The sequence below is a fragment of the Klebsiella sp. 141162 genome, from assembly GCF_050600755.1.
Lineage (GTDB): Bacteria > Pseudomonadota > Gammaproteobacteria > Enterobacterales > Enterobacteriaceae > Klebsiella > Klebsiella aerogenes.
The window spans coordinates 72,139-89,876 of sequence record NZ_JAQIRI010000001.1; the positions used below are offsets into that span (position 1 = coordinate 72,139).

Annotated in this window: 13 protein-coding genes; 7 read left to right on the top strand and 6 right to left on the bottom strand. The window is 54.6% G+C overall.

Annotated features, from left to right (window positions below):
- The first annotated feature begins 8 nt into the window (after positions 1–8).
- The 3 genes from bamB (at position 9) to PGR23_RS00345 (ending at position 3,112) form a co-directional block, all read left to right on the top strand.
- The gene (bamB, locus tag PGR23_RS00335; protein ID WP_045392712.1) at positions 9–1,187 is read left to right on the top strand and encodes an outer membrane protein assembly factor BamB; all 1,179 of its coding nucleotides are present in this window, start codon (positions 9–11) and stop codon (positions 1,185–1,187) included.
- A 113-nt stretch (positions 1,188–1,300) separates the two neighbouring features.
- Positions 1,301–2,779, top strand: a complete 1,479-nt coding sequence (der, locus tag PGR23_RS00340; protein WP_049060146.1) for a ribosome biogenesis GTPase Der — start codon at positions 1,301–1,303, stop codon at positions 2,777–2,779.
- 117 nt (positions 2,780–2,896) lie between these two features.
- Positions 2,897–3,112: a zinc ribbon domain-containing protein gene (locus PGR23_RS00345; protein WP_047043436.1), complete on the top strand. Its 216-nt coding sequence runs from the start codon at positions 2,897–2,899 to the stop codon at positions 3,110–3,112.
- Here PGR23_RS00345 and PGR23_RS00350 read toward each other — a convergent pair.
- From PGR23_RS00350 to xseA, 3 genes are all read right to left on the bottom strand, one after another.
- Positions 3,109–3,447 (bottom strand): protealysin inhibitor emfourin, encoded by a 339-nt coding sequence (locus PGR23_RS00350; RefSeq protein ID WP_396279494.1) that lies wholly within the window; start codon positions 3,445–3,447, stop codon positions 3,109–3,111. The two genes, PGR23_RS00345 and PGR23_RS00350, sit on opposite strands and share 4 nt — an antisense overlap.
- The gene (locus PGR23_RS00355; protein WP_045392703.1) at positions 3,444–4,472 is read right to left on the bottom strand and encodes a M4 family metallopeptidase; all 1,029 of its coding nucleotides are present in this window, start codon (positions 4,470–4,472) and stop codon (positions 3,444–3,446) included. Before PGR23_RS00355 ends, PGR23_RS00350 begins: the two co-directional genes overlap by 4 nt.
- Positions 4,473–4,552: 80 nt before the next feature.
- Positions 4,553–5,926: an exodeoxyribonuclease VII large subunit gene (gene xseA, locus PGR23_RS00360; RefSeq protein ID WP_396279496.1), complete on the bottom strand. Its 1,374-nt coding sequence runs from the start codon at positions 5,924–5,926 to the stop codon at positions 4,553–4,555.
- A 158-nt stretch (positions 5,927–6,084) separates the two neighbouring features.
- Between xseA and guaB the strand changes: the two genes are divergently transcribed.
- Together guaB and guaA are read left to right on the top strand one after the other, a co-directional pair.
- Complete coding sequence (gene guaB / locus PGR23_RS00365) at positions 6,085–7,551, top strand: IMP dehydrogenase (protein WP_015370334.1); 1,467 nt, start codon at positions 6,085–6,087, stop codon at positions 7,549–7,551.
- A gap of 69 nt (positions 7,552–7,620) precedes the next feature.
- The gene (guaA, locus tag PGR23_RS00370) at positions 7,621–9,198 is read left to right on the top strand and encodes a glutamine-hydrolyzing GMP synthase (protein ID WP_015703162.1); all 1,578 of its coding nucleotides are present in this window, start codon (positions 7,621–7,623) and stop codon (positions 9,196–9,198) included.
- 268 nt (positions 9,199–9,466) lie between these two features.
- Here guaA and PGR23_RS00375 read toward each other — a convergent pair whose 3' ends face one another.
- The gene (locus tag PGR23_RS00375; RefSeq protein ID WP_045392697.1) at positions 9,467–9,658 is read right to left on the bottom strand and encodes a YfgG family protein; all 192 of its coding nucleotides are present in this window, start codon (positions 9,656–9,658) and stop codon (positions 9,467–9,469) included.
- A 370-nt stretch (positions 9,659–10,028) separates the two neighbouring features.
- Here PGR23_RS00375 and PGR23_RS00380 point away from each other — a divergent pair, with 370 nt between their 5' ends.
- Entirely contained in the window at positions 10,029–12,260 is a 2,232-nt protein-coding gene (locus tag PGR23_RS00380) for an EAL domain-containing protein (RefSeq protein ID WP_045392694.1), read from the top strand.
- A gap of 48 nt (positions 12,261–12,308) precedes the next feature.
- Here the strand turns inward: PGR23_RS00380 and ppx are convergent, their stop codons facing one another.
- On the bottom strand, positions 12,309–13,835 hold the full coding sequence (ppx, locus tag PGR23_RS00385) for an exopolyphosphatase (RefSeq protein WP_045392691.1): 1,527 nt from the start codon (positions 13,833–13,835) through the stop codon (positions 12,309–12,311).
- Between the two features lie 3 nt (positions 13,836–13,838).
- Positions 13,839–15,899: a polyphosphate kinase 1 gene (ppk1, locus tag PGR23_RS00390; RefSeq protein WP_047043447.1), complete on the bottom strand. Its 2,061-nt coding sequence runs from the start codon at positions 15,897–15,899 to the stop codon at positions 13,839–13,841.
- 177 nt (positions 15,900–16,076) lie between these two features.
- Between ppk1 and PGR23_RS00395 the strand changes: the two genes are divergently transcribed.
- The gene (locus tag PGR23_RS00395) at positions 16,077–17,735 is read left to right on the top strand and encodes a hypothetical protein (RefSeq protein ID WP_396280093.1); all 1,659 of its coding nucleotides are present in this window, start codon (positions 16,077–16,079) and stop codon (positions 17,733–17,735) included.
- Positions 17,736–17,738: the final 3 nt, after the last annotated feature.

Sequence of the window (17,738 nt, forward strand, 5' to 3'; positions counted from 1 at the left end):
GGGACTCGATGCAATTGCGTAAATTACTTTTGCCAGGGCTGCTTTCCGTCACCTTACTGAGCGGTTGCTCGCTGTTTAACAGCGAAGAAGACGTGGTGAAAATGTCACCGCTGCCGACGGTGGAAAACCAGTTTACGCCGTCCACGTCCTGGAGCACTTCAGTTGGCGATGGTATCGGTGATTTCTATTCCAACCTGCACCCGGCGTTTGCTGACGGCGTTGTGTATGCGGCTGACCGTAAAGGCACCGTGAAAGCGCTGCACGCTGAAGACGGAAAAGAAGTCTGGTCGGTGAACCTGGCGGAAAAAGACGGCTGGTTCTCGCGCGCCCCGGCGCTGCTCTCCGGCGGGCTGACCGTTTCCGGCGGCCACGTTTATGTTGGTACTGAAAAGGCGCAGCTGTTCGCGCTGAATACCAGCGACGGTACCGTTGCGTGGCAGAGCCGTGTTGCGGGTGAAGCGATTTCTCGTCCGGTCGTTAGCGATGGCATGGTACTGGTGCATACCAGTAACGGTCAGCTGCAGGCGCTGAACGAAACCGACGGCGCGGTAAAATGGACCGTGAACCTGGACATGCCGGCGCTCTCCCTGCGCGGTGAATCCGCTCCGGCCACCGCTTATGGCGCGGCAATTGTCGGCGGCGATAACGGCCGCGTCAGCGCCGTGCTGATGCAGCAGGGGCAGATGATTTGGCAGCAGCGTATTTCTACGGCTACCGGCCCGACTGAGATCGACCGTCTGAACGACGTTGACACCACGCCGGTTATCGTTAATGGCGTTGTTTATACGTTGGCTTATAATGGCAACCTGACCGCGCTGGATCTGCGCAGCGGCCAGATTATCTGGAAACGCGAACTGGGTTCAGTGAACGATTTCATCGTTGACGGCAATCGTATCTATCTGGTCGATCAGAATGACCGCCTGCTGGCGCTGACCACCGATGGCGGCGTAACGCTGTGGACCCAGAGCGATCTGCTGCACCGTCTGCTGACCGCTCCGGCGCTGTATAACGGCAGCCTGGTGGTAGGCGACAGCGAAGGCTACATGCACTGGATCAATCCGGAAGACGGCCACTTTGTGGCGCAGCAGAAAGTCGATAGTTCCGGCTTCCTGACCGACCCGGTTATCGCCGACGGTCGCCTGCTTATCCAGGCCAAAGACGGTACGCTGTATTCAATCACGCGTTAACTCGCGCGGTAGTATCGCTTTAATAAACGGCTCCTGACAGACAGGGGCCGTTTTGACTTTTTAAAAAACCTCGTAAAATGAGGTTGTATTGCAATTTGTATGAGGCATTTAACATGATACCTGTGGTCGCGCTTGTCGGGCGCCCTAACGTTGGAAAATCCACGCTCTTCAACCGCTTAACGCGCACTCGTGACGCGTTGGTCGCGGATTTCCCGGGGCTGACTCGCGACCGTAAGTACGGTCGTGCTGAAGTGGAAGGCCGCGAATTCATCTGTATCGATACCGGCGGTATCGACGGTACGGAAGAAGGCGTGGAAACCCGGATGGCGGAACAGTCGCTGCTGGCGATTGAAGAGGCCGACGTGGTGCTGTTTATGGTTGATGCGCGCGCGGGCCTGATGCCGGCGGATTCCGCAATCGCCAAACATCTGCGTTCTCGCGAAAAACCGACCTTCCTGGTGGCGAACAAAACCGACGGCATCGACGTCGATCAGGCGATGGCCGACTTCTGGTCGCTGGGGCTGGGCGATATTTATCCGATCGCCGCTTCGCACGGTCGCGGCGTTACCAGCCTGCTGGAACATGTGTTGCTGCCGTGGGTGGATGAGGTTAATCCGCAGGAAGAAGTGGATGAAGACGCCGCCTACTGGGCGCAATTTGAAGCCGAGCAAAACGGCGAAGAAGCTGAAGAGCCGGAAGACGACTTCAACCCGCAAGATCTCCCGATTAAGCTGGCGATCGTCGGTCGTCCAAATGTCGGTAAGTCAACGCTGACTAACCGTATTCTCGGCGAAGATCGCGTGGTGGTTTACGATATGCCGGGCACAACCCGCGACAGCATCTACATTCCGATGCAGCGCGATGAACGCGAATATGTGCTTATCGATACCGCTGGTGTGCGTAAGCGCGGCAAAATTACCGACGTCGTGGAGAAATTCTCGGTCATCAAGACGCTGCAGGCGATTGAAGACGCCAACGTGGTGATGCTGGTCATTGATGCCCGTGAAGGTATCTCCGATCAGGACCTATCGCTGCTGGGCTTTATCCTTAACAGCGGTCGTTCCCTGGTTATCGTGGTCAACAAATGGGATGGCCTGAGCCAGGAAGTGAGAGAGCAGGTGAAAGAAACCCTCGACTTCCGTCTGGGCTTCATCGACTTCGCCCGCGTGCACTTTATCTCCGCTCTGCACGGCAGCGGCGTCGGCAACCTGTTCGAATCGGTGCGTGAAGCATACGACAGCGCCACCCGTCGCGTGGGTACCGCCATGCTGACACGTATTATGACCATGGCGGCAGAAGATCATCAGCCGCCGCTGGTACGCGGTCGCCGCGTGAAGCTGAAGTATGCGCACGCTGGCGGTTATAACCCGCCGATCGTGGTGATTCACGGCAATCAGGTGAAAGACCTGCCGGATTCCTACAAGCGTTACCTGATGAACTACTTCCGTAAATCGCTGGATGTCATGGGTACGCCGATCCGCATTCAGTTCAAGGAAGGGGAAAACCCGTTTGCCAATAAACGCAATACCCTGACGCCGAACCAGATGCGTAAGCGTAAGCGCTTGATTAAACATATCAAGAAAAGCAAATAATGTAGAAACCCGCCGCTGGCGGGTTTTTTTATCTACCCGATTCAACGCTTCGCCGGGTCAGCAACGCTGACGTATGACGTGATAAACTCATGCTATTCATTATGAGAAGGAGACACCATGGAACTCAATTGCCCCATTTGTCATGCCCGGTTGGAAGCACAAGGCAACAGCGCGCATTGCGCGCACTGTGAGAAAGATTTTGCTTTAGAGGCGCGCTGCCCGGACTGCCATCAGCCGCTGGAAGTGCTGAAGGCGTGCGGTGCGGTGGATTATTTCTGCCAGCACGGCCACGGACTGATTTCGAAAAAACGCGTCGAATTTGTGCTCGGTTAATCGCTAACGCAGCCTTCACCATTTCGCCAGAGTTCAACCAGCGCCTCCGGCGCGCGCTCTTCCGGGATGAGAATGATCAGGCTGTGATAGCGTTGGGCGCTGATTATTTGGATACGAAAGAAACGCTGGTCGCCGCTACCCGGGGAATCCGGCTGCCCCGGCGGCTTGCCGAGCGGCAACGACTGCTGCAGTATTGCGGCGATGCGCTGTTTTTGTTGCTCGTTAAGTTGCGCTACGACAATCTTACGCATGCCGCTAAGCGTCGGGAACCAGGCGACGCCGCCTTCACGCGCCAGTTCAATAATCGCGTCATCGCTAAGATCGGCCTCGTTCATGATGTGACTCCAACGCCCTCCCAGGCCTGGCGAATCGCATCGGCGACCGCTTTACCAAAACGTTTTTCGCCATGTTGAATCGTCAGTCTGGCAAAGGCTGAAAAATCGGCGTCTTTGGCCAGTGACTTATCACAAACCGCGTCGTACCAGGCGTATCCCGCTTTTTCCCATGCAAAACCACCCAGCGCGCTGGCGGCGAGATAGAAAGCATGATTAGGAATGCCGGAGTTAATATGCACGCCGCCGTTATCCTGCTGGGTATGCACAAAATCTTTCATATGGGCGGGTTGCGGGTCTTTGCCAAGAATGGGGTCATCATAGGCGGTCCCCGGATGCGACATCGATCGCAGTCCTTGGCCGTGAATCCCTTTCGCGAGGAGCCCCTCGCCAATTATCCAGTCTGCTTTATCTGCCGTTTGCTGGCGTTGATATTGCTTGACCAGCGAGCCAAAAACATCGGAAAGCGATTCATTGAGCGCGCCGGATTGTTCGAAATAGATAAGCCCGGCTTCGCTCTCCGTAACGCCATGGCTTAACTCGTGCGCCACCACATCAATCGCAATTGTAAAACGATTAAAGATCTCGCCATCGCCATCGCCAAACACCATTTGCTGCCCGTTCCAGAAGGCGTTTTGATATTCGTGACCATAGTGGACGCTGCCGGTCAGCTTCAATCCGCGGTTGTCCAGCGAATCGCGATGATAGCTCTTCCAGAAAAACTCATGGGTGATGCCGAGATAGTCGTAGGCCTCATCGACGGCGACATCGCCGTTGGAAGGTTGTCCTTCAAAGCGCACCTGGAATCCTGGAAGTTCCTGAGTCTGCCTGGCATCGTAAATGTCGCGCTCAAGCTGGCCTGGCGTGGCGACATGGGCGGCGGCGGGGCGGCCCGGCACGTGCGCCATCAGGGTTTGTACATGGCTCAGCGTTTGCTGCGCGCAGCGCTGCTGCTGAACGGAACCATGGTCGACAATACGGCGTAAAATGTAGGGTGGAATCACGAAACGAGGACAAGTATCTGGCATATCACGCTCCCTGGCCGGATGAACGGTGTTAAAAGGGCATGACAGCAGTATAGTTATCCCCGCTTGAAACGGGGGGATAATCAGACTTTTTTGCGGGCGCGCGTTTTCTTCACCGGGGTAATGGTTGTCACTTCGCTTTCGACCCAACCATCTTCCAGCCGGGTAGTGACAACATCGCCAGCCTGCACCTGTTTGATTTTTTTCAGTACCTTGCCGTCACCGGCTGATGTGACGCTATAGCCACGAGCCAGCGTCGCCAGAGGGCTGACGGCTTCCAGATGCGTCACGGTATTGCCGAAACGCTCGCGCTGCTCGCTCAGTCGGGCACGAATATTTTCCGCCAGACGATACTCCAGTTGCTGAATACGCGACTGCGCGCGATGGATACGCGGCTGCGGGTTTTGCTGATTCAACCGCTGCGCGGCGCGCTGCTGGCGCTGGTCGGCACGTTTGAGCTGGCTTTCCAGCGCAAAGCGCATCCGCTGACGCAGGCGTTCCAGTTCGGTCTGCTGACGCGCTAAACGCAGCTGCGGATGCTGCTGCTGTAAGCGGTGAAACAACTGCGTAAAGCGGCGCTGGCGGTTGGCGAGGAAGTAATCCATCGCCATCTCCAGGCGCTGCTGGCCGGACTGTAGCTGACGCAGAAGCTCCTGCTGATTGCGGCTGACGATCTCTGCCGCCGCAGAGGGCGTCGGCGCCCGCAGGTCGGCGACGAAATCGGCGATGGTGACGTCGGTTTCATGGCCGACGGCGCTCACTACCGGAATGCGGCTGGCGAATATCGCCCGCGCGACCCGTTCGTCGTTAAAGCTCCATAAATCTTCCAGCGAACCGCCGCCGCGCCCGACGATCAGCACGTCGCACTCCTGGCGCTGGTTGGCTACTGCTATCGCGCGCACGATTTGCCCCGGCGCATCATCGCCTTGCACCGCCGTGGGATAGATGATCACCGGCAGCGAGGGATCGCGGCGTTTCAACACATGTAAAATATCATGCAGCGCGGCGCCGGTTTTGGAGGTGATAACGCCGACGCAGTGCGCGGGTGAGGGGAGCGCCTGCTTGTGACTTTGATCGAATAACCCTTCCGACGTCAGGAGCGCTTTGAGCTGCTCATATTTCTGCTGCAGCAGGCCTTCACCGGCGGGTTGCATGCTTTCGACGATGATCTGGTAGTCGCCGCGCGGCTCGTAAAGCGTAATGTTGGCGCGAACCAGCACCTGCTGGCCATGCTGCGGGCGAAACGTGACGCGGCGGTTGCTGTTGCGAAACATCGCGCAGCGCACCTGGGCGTTATCGTCTTTTAAGGTGAAGTACCAGTGGCCGGAAGAGGGCTGGCTGAAGTTAGAGATCTCGCCGCTTATCCAGACCTGGCCCATTTCGCGTTCCAGCAGTAAGCGAACCGTCTGATTCAGGCGGCTGACCGTAAATATTGCAGGGGATTGAGATGGCAACATGTGAGCAAGATCAAATTCTAAATCAGCAGGTTATTCAGTCGATAGTAACGCGCTGAGAGGGGATCGCAAGTATTATTTGCAAAAAAGGGTGGATGCAATCGGTTACGCTCTGTATAATGCCACGGCAATATTTATCCACCCTGGTCGAGATATTGCCCATGCTACGTATCGCTAAAGAAGCCCTGACGTTTGACGACGTCCTCCTTGTTCCCGCTCATTCTACCGTTCTGCCGAATACCGCCGATCTCAGCACGCAGCTGACGAAAACGATTCGTCTGAATATTCCTATGCTCTCCGCGGCGATGGATACCGTAACTGAAGCGCGCCTGGCAATTGCCCTGGCCCAGGAAGGCGGCATCGGCTTTATTCATAAAAACATGTCAATCGAGCGCCAGGCTGAAGAAGTCCGCCGCGTGAAGAAACATGAATCCGGCGTGGTAAGCGATCCACAGACCGTTCTGCCGACTACCACCCTGCGCGAAGTGAAAGAACTGACCGAACGTAACGGTTTCGCCGGTTATCCGGTAGTGACCGAAGACAACGAACTGGTCGGCATTATCACCGGCCGCGACGTGCGTTTTGTTACCGACCTGAATCAGCCGGTCAGCGTTTATATGACGCCGAAAGAGCGCCTGGTCACCGTGCGTGAAGGCGAAAGCCGTGAAGTGGTCTTCGCGAAAATGCACGAAAAACGCGTAGAAAAAGCGCTGGTAGTGGATGATAGCTTCCATCTGCGCGGCATGATCACCGTAAAAGATTTCCAGAAAGCGGAACGTAAACCGAATGCGTGTAAAGACGAGCACGGTCGTCTGCGCGTTGGCGCCGCCGTTGGCGCTGGCGCCGGTAACGAAGAGCGCGTTGACGCGCTGGTCGCCGCAGGCGTTGACGTTCTGCTGATCGACTCCTCTCACGGTCACTCCGAAGGCGTTCTGCAGCGTATTCGCGAAACGCGCGCTAAATATCCTGACCTGCAAATCATCGGCGGCAACGTGGCGACCGGCGCGGGCGCTCGTGCCCTGGCGGAAGCGGGCGTCAGCGCGGTGAAAGTGGGTATTGGCCCTGGCTCCATCTGTACTACCCGTATCGTTACCGGCGTAGGCGTTCCGCAGATCACCGCCGTTTCTGACGCGGTTGAAGCGCTGGAAGGCACCGGTATTCCGGTTATCGCCGATGGCGGTATCCGCTTCTCCGGCGATATCGCAAAAGCGATTGCCGCAGGCGCCGCCGCGGTGATGGTAGGCTCCATGCTGGCCGGTACCGAAGAATCCCCGGGTGAAATCGAGCTCTATCAGGGCCGTTCTTATAAATCCTACCGCGGTATGGGTTCCCTGGGCGCTATGTCCAAAGGTTCCTCCGACCGTTACTTCCAGAGCGATAACGCCGCTGACAAACTGGTACCGGAAGGTATCGAAGGCCGCGTTGCCTATAAAGGCCGCCTGAAAGAGATCATTCACCAGCAGATGGGCGGCCTGCGCTCCTGTATGGGTCTGACCGGTTGTGGTACTATTGACGCACTGCGTACCAAAGCAGAGTTCGTGCGCATCAGCGGCGCGGGCATCCAGGAGAGCCACGTTCACGACGTGACGATCACCAAGGAATCCCCGAACTACCGCATGGGCTCCTGATTTTCATCGCCCGGCTACGCGCCGGGCGATTTTTATTCAATCATCGCTACTTCTCTGGAATTAACGTCAATGACGGATAACATTCATAAACATCGCATTCTTATCCTGGACTTCGGTTCACAGTACACCCAGCTGGTTGCACGTCGCGTACGTGAGTTAGGGGTCTATTGCGAACTCTGGGCTTGGGACGTGACCGAAGCTCAAATCCGTGAGTTCAACCCGAACGGCATCATTCTTTCCGGCGGCCCGGAAAGCACTACCGAAGACAACAGCCCGCGCGCGCCGCAGTACGTCTTCGAAGCCGGCGTACCGGTTTTCGGTGTATGCTATGGCATGCAGACCATGGCTATGCAGCTGGGCGGTCACGTTGAAGCTTCCAACGAGCGCGAGTTCGGCTACGCGCAGGTGGAAGTGCAGACCGACAGCGCGCTGATCAAAGGCATCGAAGATGCGCTGAGCGCTGACGGTAAGCCGCTGCTGGACGTGTGGATGAGCCATGGTGATAAAGTCACCGCTATCCCTTCCGACTTTGTGACCGTCGCCAGCACTGAGAGCTGCCCGTTCGCCATCATGGCGAATGAAGAAAAACGCTTCTACGGCGTACAGTTCCACCCGGAAGTCACCCACACCCGTCAGGGGCTGCGTATGCTGGAGCGCTTCGTGCGCGACATCTGCCAGTGTGAAGCGCTGTGGACGCCGGCGAAAATCATCGACGACGCGGTTGAGCGTATTCGTCAGCAGGTGGGTGAAGATAAAGTCATCCTCGGCCTGTCCGGCGGCGTTGACTCTTCCGTTACCGCGATGCTGCTGCACCGCGCCATCGGTAAAAATCTGACCTGCGTATTCGTGGATAACGGCCTGCTGCGCCTGAACGAAGCCGAGCAGGTTATGGATATGTTCGGCGACCGTTTCGGCCTGAACATCGTACACGTTGCGGCGGAAGATCGCTTCCTGACCGCGCTGAAGGGCGAAAACGATCCGGAAGCGAAGCGTAAAATCATTGGCCGCGTCTTCGTTGAAGTGTTTGACGAAGAAGCGCTGAAGCTGGAAGACGTGAAATGGCTGGCGCAGGGCACTATCTACCCTGACGTGATCGAATCCGCTGCTTCCGCGACCGGTAAAGCGCACGTCATCAAGTCTCACCACAACGTTGGCGGCCTGCCGAAAGAAATGAAGATGGGCCTCGTTGAGCCGCTGAAAGAGCTGTTCAAAGACGAAGTGCGTAAGATTGGTCTGGAGCTGGGCCTGCCGTACGACATGCTGTTCCGCCACCCGTTCCCGGGGCCGGGCCTCGGCGTTCGCGTACTTGGCGAAGTGAAGAAAGAGTACTGCGACCTGCTGCGTCGCGCGGACGCTATCTTCATTGAAGAACTGCGCAAAGCCGACCTGTATGACAAAGTAAGCCAGGCATTCACCGTGTTCCTGCCGGTTCGCTCCGTCGGCGTGATGGGCGATGGTCGTAAGTACGACTGGGTCGTCTCCCTGCGTGCGGTAGAAACCATCGACTTTATGACCGCGCACTGGGCGCACCTGCCGTATGATTTCCTCGGCCGCGTCTCCAACCGCATCATCAACGAAGTTAACGGTATTTCCCGTGTGGTGTACGACATCAGCGGCAAGCCGCCAGCGACTATTGAGTGGGAATAATTCCTGCTGATAGTTGAACGAAACCCTCTGTTTACAGAGGGTTTTTTTATGTCCGTAATGATGTTTGATGTCGGTTGGGCATATGGTCTGGATTAAAAACGATGCCTGACGATTAGCGAACACGCCATGAAGTCGAGTCAATCAGCAACGTTAAAAGAACGCCGCGACGGGTGAATGTCAATTTTTGCTGCAGTTGCTTACCCTGTCACAGAAAGATAAAGCGGAAGGGCGCGGGTTCTCGAAAGAGCCGTTACATTGGCCGTAGGCGTTATTCCTGGGCTGGAGTGGTTGGCGTCGCGGGAGCATCAATGGTGATGGTCGATTGCTGCGACTCTTGCTTGCCCTGATGATGGTACCAGGCGCCGATAGAAGAGTAGACAAAGCGTCCAAAGAAGAAGAGAAAACTGATAAGTAGTACGATACGGGTCATGCGACGGTTAAATCGATGTCGTTTACGCATACTGGGTGCCTGACTCACAAAAGGTTCCTTGAAGTATACCCGAAGACGGGCAATGGGGCTATTAAGTCATAGTATAGCGGTGGGGTCAATTGTCGGCGGTGTAAAAATCGTAGAGCTAAAACATTACTTAATGTTATATAAGATGAACATCGTATTTACACGGATTTTGGTTGTTGCACAAGGTCGCAAAAAAATAAGTTTTATTAATATTAGCTAAATAGTTTATTGATTTGCGTCAATTGCTTGATTCTGTTGCTCACTAAAATCGACCATCTGTTCCGCATCGTTATTACTTTCGCGGTTAGCCTGGTCGGGTTGGATGCCTGTCTGAATATACTCCGCAGGAGTTGGGGTAATCTGTCGAGCATCTATGAGTATTATTAAACTATACAAACGATATCAGGATAAATGGTGGGCACTACCGCTCGTCTTACCTACGTTGTTGTTGCCATTAGCGCGCGCTGCAAATACATTCGCGAATCTTAACGGTCATACCGTCTTCCTGTATTACCTTCCGCTGGCGCTAGTATTAAGCCTGATGCTATTTTTTGGCTGGGCGGCATTGCCTGGCATTGTTATCGGCCTGCTGCTGACCATTACGCGCGGCATGACCTTTGAGCAGGCCATCGGCGTGTTATTTCATTTTTTGATCCCCGCGGTGCTGTGCTGGGGCGGATATCGTATTTTCGTTCCGCGCCGCCAGCAGATTTCCCACGGCAATGTTGCCCTGATGCCGCATCGATTGTTCTGGCAAATGCTGCTGCCTTCGGTGATTTTTCTCATTATCTCGCAACTTGCGGAGTATCTGGGTCTGCATCCGCGCGCGGCGGAGCTGGTTGGGACGACGCCATTTAGTTTACGATCGTTAATCACTTTTCAGGCGCTGATGGTCGGTTGTCTGACCGGCGTGCCGCTGTGCTATTTTTTGCTGCGCGTTATTCGTAATCCTTTGCATTTACGCGGCTTTATATCCCAGGTGCGTTTACAAATCGACCAAAAAATAAAACCGCTGGAAATTATTGTCTGGGCAATAGCATTGTTAATAATACTGGCTTTATTATTCATGCCGTTAAATGTCAACAGCACGATATTTAGCACAAATTATACATTGTCATTACTTATGCCGGTCATGTTATGGGGAGCGATGCGCTTTGGTTATCGTTTTATTTCCCTGGTGTGGCCGCCGATATTAATTCTGGTCATCCATTTTCATTACAGCTACTTGCCATTTTCCCCCATCTACAATAACCAGCTGGCGATTACCTCCTCCAGCTACCTGGTTTTCTCTTTTATTATCGCTTATATGGCAATGCTGGCGACGCAGCAGCGGATGATCCACCGTCGGGTTCGAAGAATGGCCTTTCTCGACCCGGTCGTTCATATGCCAAATTTGCGCGCCCTGAGCCGGGCGTTAAACCACTCGACCTGGTCGGTACTGTGCTTTTTACGCATGCCAGAGTTGGAGCTGCTCGGGCGGCACTACGGCGTGATGCTGCGAATTCAGTATAAGCAGCAGCTGTCGGAGTATTTGAGTCACCTACTGCAGCCAAACGAAATGGTCTGTCATCTTTCGGGCCATGACCTTGTGGTACGCCTGAATAGCGACGATCATCAAAAACGCATTGTGATGCTGGATGAGCGGATTAAGCAGTTCCGTTTCATTTGGGATGGTATTCCGCTGCAGCCGCCCGTCGGGATCAGCTATTGCAACGTGCGCTCTCCGGTCAAGCATCTGTATTTACTGCTCGGTGAACTGAATAATATTGCCGACATGTCGTTAACCAGCGGACAGCCGGAAAACGTGCAGCGCCGCGGCGCCGTTCATGTTCAACAGGGGCTAAAAGAACGCGTGTCCATGATGAACCAGATCCTGCAGGCGCTGGAGCAGAATCGCTTTCGGCTGATGGCGCAGCCAATTGTCGGCATGCGCGGCGATAGCTATCATGAAGTCCTGTTACGCATGGTTGGCGAGCAGGGCGAGCTGGTTGCCCCGGATAATTTTTTGTCCGCGGCGCACGAATTTGGCCTGGCTTCGCGCATCGACAGCTGGGTTATCGACAATACGCTGGCTTTTATGAACGATAATCGCCATACGTTGCCAGGCATGCGTCTGGCCATCAATCTGTCGCCAGTCTCGGTCAGTCGCAGCCGTTTCCCGGATGAAGTCGAGGAAATGCTGCATCATTATAATATCGAGCCGTGGCAGCTTATTTTTGAACTGACGGAAAACCACTCGCTCAGCAATCCGGAGCAGGCGCAACAAACGCTCGCGCGGTTGCAGGAATTGGGATGCCGGGTGGCGATTGATGATTTTGGCACCGGCTATGCCAGCTATGCGCGGCTGAAAACGCTTAACGTCGACATGCTGAAAATTGACGGTAGCTTTATCCGTAATCTGGTCACCAGTAGCCTGGATTATCAGGTCGTAGCGTCGATTTGCCGGTTAGCGCAAATCAAAAACATGCAGGTAGTGGCGGAATATGTGGAATCGCCGGAGATCCGCCAGGCTGTGATTTCACTGGGGATTGATTATATGCAGGGCTATGACATTGGTATGCCGGTTCCGATAGAACAGCTGGCCTGCGCGGCTGACGTCGCATAAAAAACGGCCGGGCGTATGACCCGGCCGTTTTAGTGAAAGAATCCAGCTTTACGCTTCTTCTTCAGTAATTTTCAGCAGCCATTCCGGCACGCCTTCCCAGTATTCTTGCTCTTTCTCCAGATCCAGTAGCACTAACGCGTTCTGGCTAAACCAGTCGTGGGGGAAAATTAATGTCCAGTGATTGGCTTCCGTCTTCAATGTCAGTTTTGGTGGCGTAGTCGTCGCCTGACGCTGATTGTTCAGCAATACGCCCAGACGCAGCAGTTGGATCAGCGGCAAGAATTGTTTTTTCTTAAACAAGGTAAAACGCGGCAGATCATCAAGCTTGATAGCTTTGCGGTGATAGCGCACCAGCGTAGCCATCAGCATCTGCTGCTCCTGATTAAAGCCCGGTAGATCGCTATTTTGCAGGATATAGGCGGAGTGGCGATGCATGCCGCTGTGGTTAATGTTCAGCCCCACTTCATGTAGCATTACCGCCCACTTCAGCAGGGCGGACAGATGCGGATTCGCCAGTTTCGGGTTTTGTTCCTGCCACTGCTCGAGCATCTGAGTGGTGGTCTCCAGTACCCGGCGCGCCTGCTCGCGATCGATATTGTACTGGTTTGCGAGGCTCTGGGCCGTACGGCTGCGAATATCCTGATGACGGAAGCGACCTTCCATCTCGTACAGCACGCCTTCGCGCAGCGCGCCGTCGGACAGGCGCAGCTCTTTGATCGCCAGCGCGTCGAATACCCCGCACAAAATGGCCAGACCGGGTGCAAATACCGCTTTACGGTCTTCCGACAATCCCGGCAGGCTTAATGAATCGAAGTTTTTATTCTTCAGCAGTTCACTGACCAGCATTTCAAGGCGTTCTGGGGTAATGAATCCGTCCTTTTCACCCATCGCGACCAGCACTTCGTGCGCTGCTTTGATGGTGCCAGAGGCGCCCAGCGCCACGTTCCACCCCTGAATACGGAATTGCCAGGCCAGGGTTTCCAGTTTCTGCACCGCCGCCAGGCGCGCGCGCTGGAAGTTTTCTTTATTGATAACGCCGCCGGCGAAATAGGCCTGCGAGAAGCTTACGCAGCCCATACGTCGGCTTTCCACCAGGCGGGGCTCGAAATCTTCGCCGATAACGAGCTCAGTCGAACCGCCGCCGATGTCGATAACCAGCTTACGTCCGCGTTCCGGTTGCGTGTGTTCAACGCCCATAAAAATCAGACGCGCTTCTTCGTTACCGGAGATTATCTCGATGGGATAAGGAATGACTTTTTCCGCTCGTTTGAGAAAATCCGCCGCGTTAGCCGCCTGGCGCAGGGTATGCGTCCCGACGATACAAACGCTGGAAGGGGAGAACCCCTGCAGACGTTCAGCAAACAACGACAGGCAGTTCAGTCCGCGAGTAATCGCTTCTTCGCTCAACACCGAGTTTTCATCCAGGCCATCGGCCAGGTGGACGCGCTGCTTCAGGCGACCGATGATCTGCATTGCCCCGTCGACGACACGGGCGATCACCATATGAAAACTGTTCGAACCAAGGTCGACCGCAGCGAACTCCTGCGGCCGAGGTGTTTTTTCGTTTATTGGCATAGGTTAATCGGGTTGTTCGAGTGATTTGAGATAATCGTAAATCGCCATCTGTGCGCGTACTTTGCGACGATTGCCGCGCGGCACGTAGCGATTACTCAGTTCTTTATCAAGATAGCGCGCTTTTACGGTATCGTTGAACAGGATATCGAGAATATCCAGTACGCGTTGCTTCAGACGCGGGTCCAGCAGCGGTACGGCCACTTCGATACGATAGTCGATATTGCGCGTCATCCAGTCGGCGGAGGATAACCACACCTGTTTATCACCGCCGTTTTCAAAACAATAGACCCTGTCGTGCTCAAGGAAACGGTCAACGATACTAATAACGCGAATATTTTCGCTAATCCCCTCAAGACCCGGGATCAGCGAGCACATGCCGCGGATGAGCAGGTTCACCGGTACGCCGGTGCTGGAGGCGGCGTAGAGTCTGTCCACCAGCCCTTTATCGACCAGGTTATTTAATTTAAGCGTAATTCCGGACGGTTGCCCATTCTGCGCATTGGCGATTTCGCGATCGATCATTTCATACAGCAGACGACGCGAGTTCTGCGGCGATACGAGCAGGTAGTCGAAGCTGACGGGTCGGTAAGGGTTTTCGATAAAGTTAAATACGCGACGGACTTCATTGGTGATGCGCGCGTCGGCAGTGAGTAATGAATAGTCGGTGTAGATACGAGCGGTTTTCTCGTTGAAGTTGCCGGTGCCGATATGTGCATAACGTACTACCTCATCGCCTTCTTTACGTGAAATGAGGAATAGTTTGGCGTGGATCTTCAGCCCCGGCGCCGAGAAGATAACGTGTACGCCGGCTTCAGTCAGACGTTTAGCCCAATGAATATTGGCCTCTTCATCGAAGCGCGCCTGCAGTTCAACCACCACGGTCACTTTTTTACCATTGTGGGCGGCGTGGATCATCGAATCGATAATCCGTGAATCCTTAGCGACGCGGTAAATATTGATTTTGATTGCCAACACGCTTGGATCGAACGAGGCCTGACGCAGCAGTTCAAGCACGTGCTCGAAGGTATGATACGGATAGTAGAGCAGTACGTCGCGTTCGCGGATGGCGTCAAAGCCGTTGCGGAATTTATCGAACCACAGGTGGCGCAGGCGCGGCATCGGTTTGTTGACCAGGTTGGCCTTGCCAACATTCGGGAAACCGATAAAGTCTTTAAAGTTGTGATAACGCCCGCCCGGCAGCATTGAATCGTAGTTGGAGATGGAGAGCTTATCGCGCAGCATTTCAACCATCGCGTCCGGCATATCGCGCTGGTAGACAAAACGTACCGGCTCGGCGGTTAAGCGCTGCTTCAAGCTCGAGGACATCAGCTCCATCAGGCTCGATTCCATTTCGTGTACCAGATCGTACTCGGCATCACGGGTCATTTTCATCGAGTATGCATTAAGGGCATCGTAGTCAAAGAAACCCTTGAAGATATCATCCAGGCAGTAACGCAGAATGTTATCCAGCAGAATCATTGGCTTGCGGCGTCGCGGCGTTTCCGGCGGCAGGTTCACAAAGCGCGGCACCTTATCGGATGGAATTTCCAGCAGCGCGTAGTTAATGGTATCGCCGCGGATAATCTCCACCGCCAGATAGGTGTAATCATCTTTCAGGAATTGAACCAGATCCGTTTCGCGATTGATCAGAATCGGCGAAATATGCTGGCGAAGATACTGTTTGAAGTAGTTGCGCAGCCAGGACTGCTGATTAACGGACAGCTGGCGTTCGTTAATCAGGAAGATCTGATTACGCGCCATTTCCAGCAGCAGTTCATTATAAAGACCATCAAATTCCTGATCGGCCTTGAGCACGCGGGCCTGGATTTTACCTAACAGATGACGTGAATGGGCGGTACTACCTTGTTCTTCACTGATAAGAATGCGTCGCTTAAGTTCAGCGAAGCGCACTTTGTAAAACTCATCAAGGTTATTGGAGTAAATTCCTAAGAAGCGCATGCGCTCGATAAGCGGGTTACTCTTGTCTGCCGCTTCCTGAAGTACGCGCTCGTTAAAGGACAACCAGCTGAGTTCTTTTTCGATGTATAGCTTTTCCTGGCCCATTACAACTCACACTCCGGATCATTGACGTCGCTTTTTCATTATGGCGAGCTTTGCCATTGAATGTCCAACTATGTCAAAGCAATATGACAGTTTTCTTTCAATCGGATGTCAGGAAAAAGCGGACGCGTTTGTTTGCTTACGTTATGTTCAGTCAGGGGCGAAATGGAGGGCGAAACGATGTGGGAAACGCGGGCGCTGGAGCTTAACAATCAGGATATCTGGCACTGGCCGTCGGCCTGCCGGTTGATTGAATACGCAATTGAGCATGATTTTAATACCGTGGTGGTGGGGCAGGCTGAGCTATTTGGCAAGCTGGTTTCGCCACAGGGGTATACGCCTTTTGACTATAACGACCGCTTGTCGAGCCAACAACGAGCGCGCTGTATCTATCTCAATCGCCTGGCGTTGCGCTGTCGTGAACAGGGGTTGCGATTTTATCTGCAGGCGAAAGAACTTAGCTTTCCCACCGAACTGTTATTAGCGCATCCGGAACTGCTGGATACCCCGCGCGGGGTGCGTTTTGATGTCGATTTCTGGAGCCGCTGGTTAACTGACAAAGTGCGCGCCGTGTGCCAAAGCGTGCCGGCGCTCACCGGTTTGATTATCGCGCTCTCCAGTACCGACGGTTTACTGCCGATCTCTCGCCCGCAGTGGGTCAGGCAAAGCGACGGTCTTCGCCAGCCGGCGCAAAGCTTGATGCTCTATCGTCGCTGCTTTAATGCCCTGAGTCAGGCGGTAGCCGCGCAAAATAAGCATCTGGTACTGCGAGTTTTCCCCGCCAGCAATGACGATCTCAGCGTCGTACTGGATGCGATTGAACCGCTGCCGCCTGCGGTTTCGGTATCGATAAAACTCACGCCGGAACGTTTCTGGCCTGCTTTCCCTAACAATCCGGCGCTGTTGGCGGTGCAGACGCGAGATGTATGGATCGATATCGATCTTGCCGGCGAAGAAGTGGGATGGGGCGTCATGCCGTTTTTACGTATTGATGAGCTGCAGGGGCGACTGTTGTGGTGTCAGAGTCGCAACCCGCGCATTACCGGCGCTATCTGTAAAACCAGTTGGGAAAGTATCGATAATCACTGGATCCCTGCGACGCTAAGCGAATGCAACCTCTTCGCCTGTAGTCAGTTGCTGGGCGAAGGGGCGGTAAAAAATCAGCAGCAGTTACTGGTGCAATGGCTGGCGCAACGTTACGGCTGGTGTCCGTCAGCCGATGTCGCGCAGCAGTTCCAGTTGCTGCTTGAACAGGCGACGCAGACGCTCTACCAGTCAATATATGTGCGTGACCATGTTTTCCATCGCCATAGCCAATTGCCTGAAAGCTACGGCCAGGCGGTGTGGAGCCTTTACGGACAACTGGCGCGTAGCCACTGGTTACCCGGTTCGGCGCAGGATATCCACTTCACCCGCGATGACCCGCAGAAGTCGATGGCTAATCTCACGCAAATCGCGCAAGAAAAAGATGAAGTTGCAGCCAGCGCGCAGCAGTTGGGGATAGCGGCGCAAGCGTTCGCTCTCACCGCGGATTTTCCCGCCGCGCTGGCGCTTCGGTGGCGTGAAGAGTGGCAGGGACTGCCGCTCTATTGTCAGTTATTTACCCATGCGCAAAAGGCCTTCTTTACCCTGCACTACGCCCGAGAGGTGGAAAACAGCTGGAGCATGCGGGAAATTTGCCATATCAACGTGCAGGCGTTATATCGCTGCGCATCGGAAATGGAAACGCTTTGTCAGCAGATTGGCGAGGCCTCGCCGGCGTTTTACGTGATGTTCGATCCTGTACGAGCACGTAATCTGGCGGATAGCCTGAGCACCGAACTGGCGGCGCTCAGGTAACTG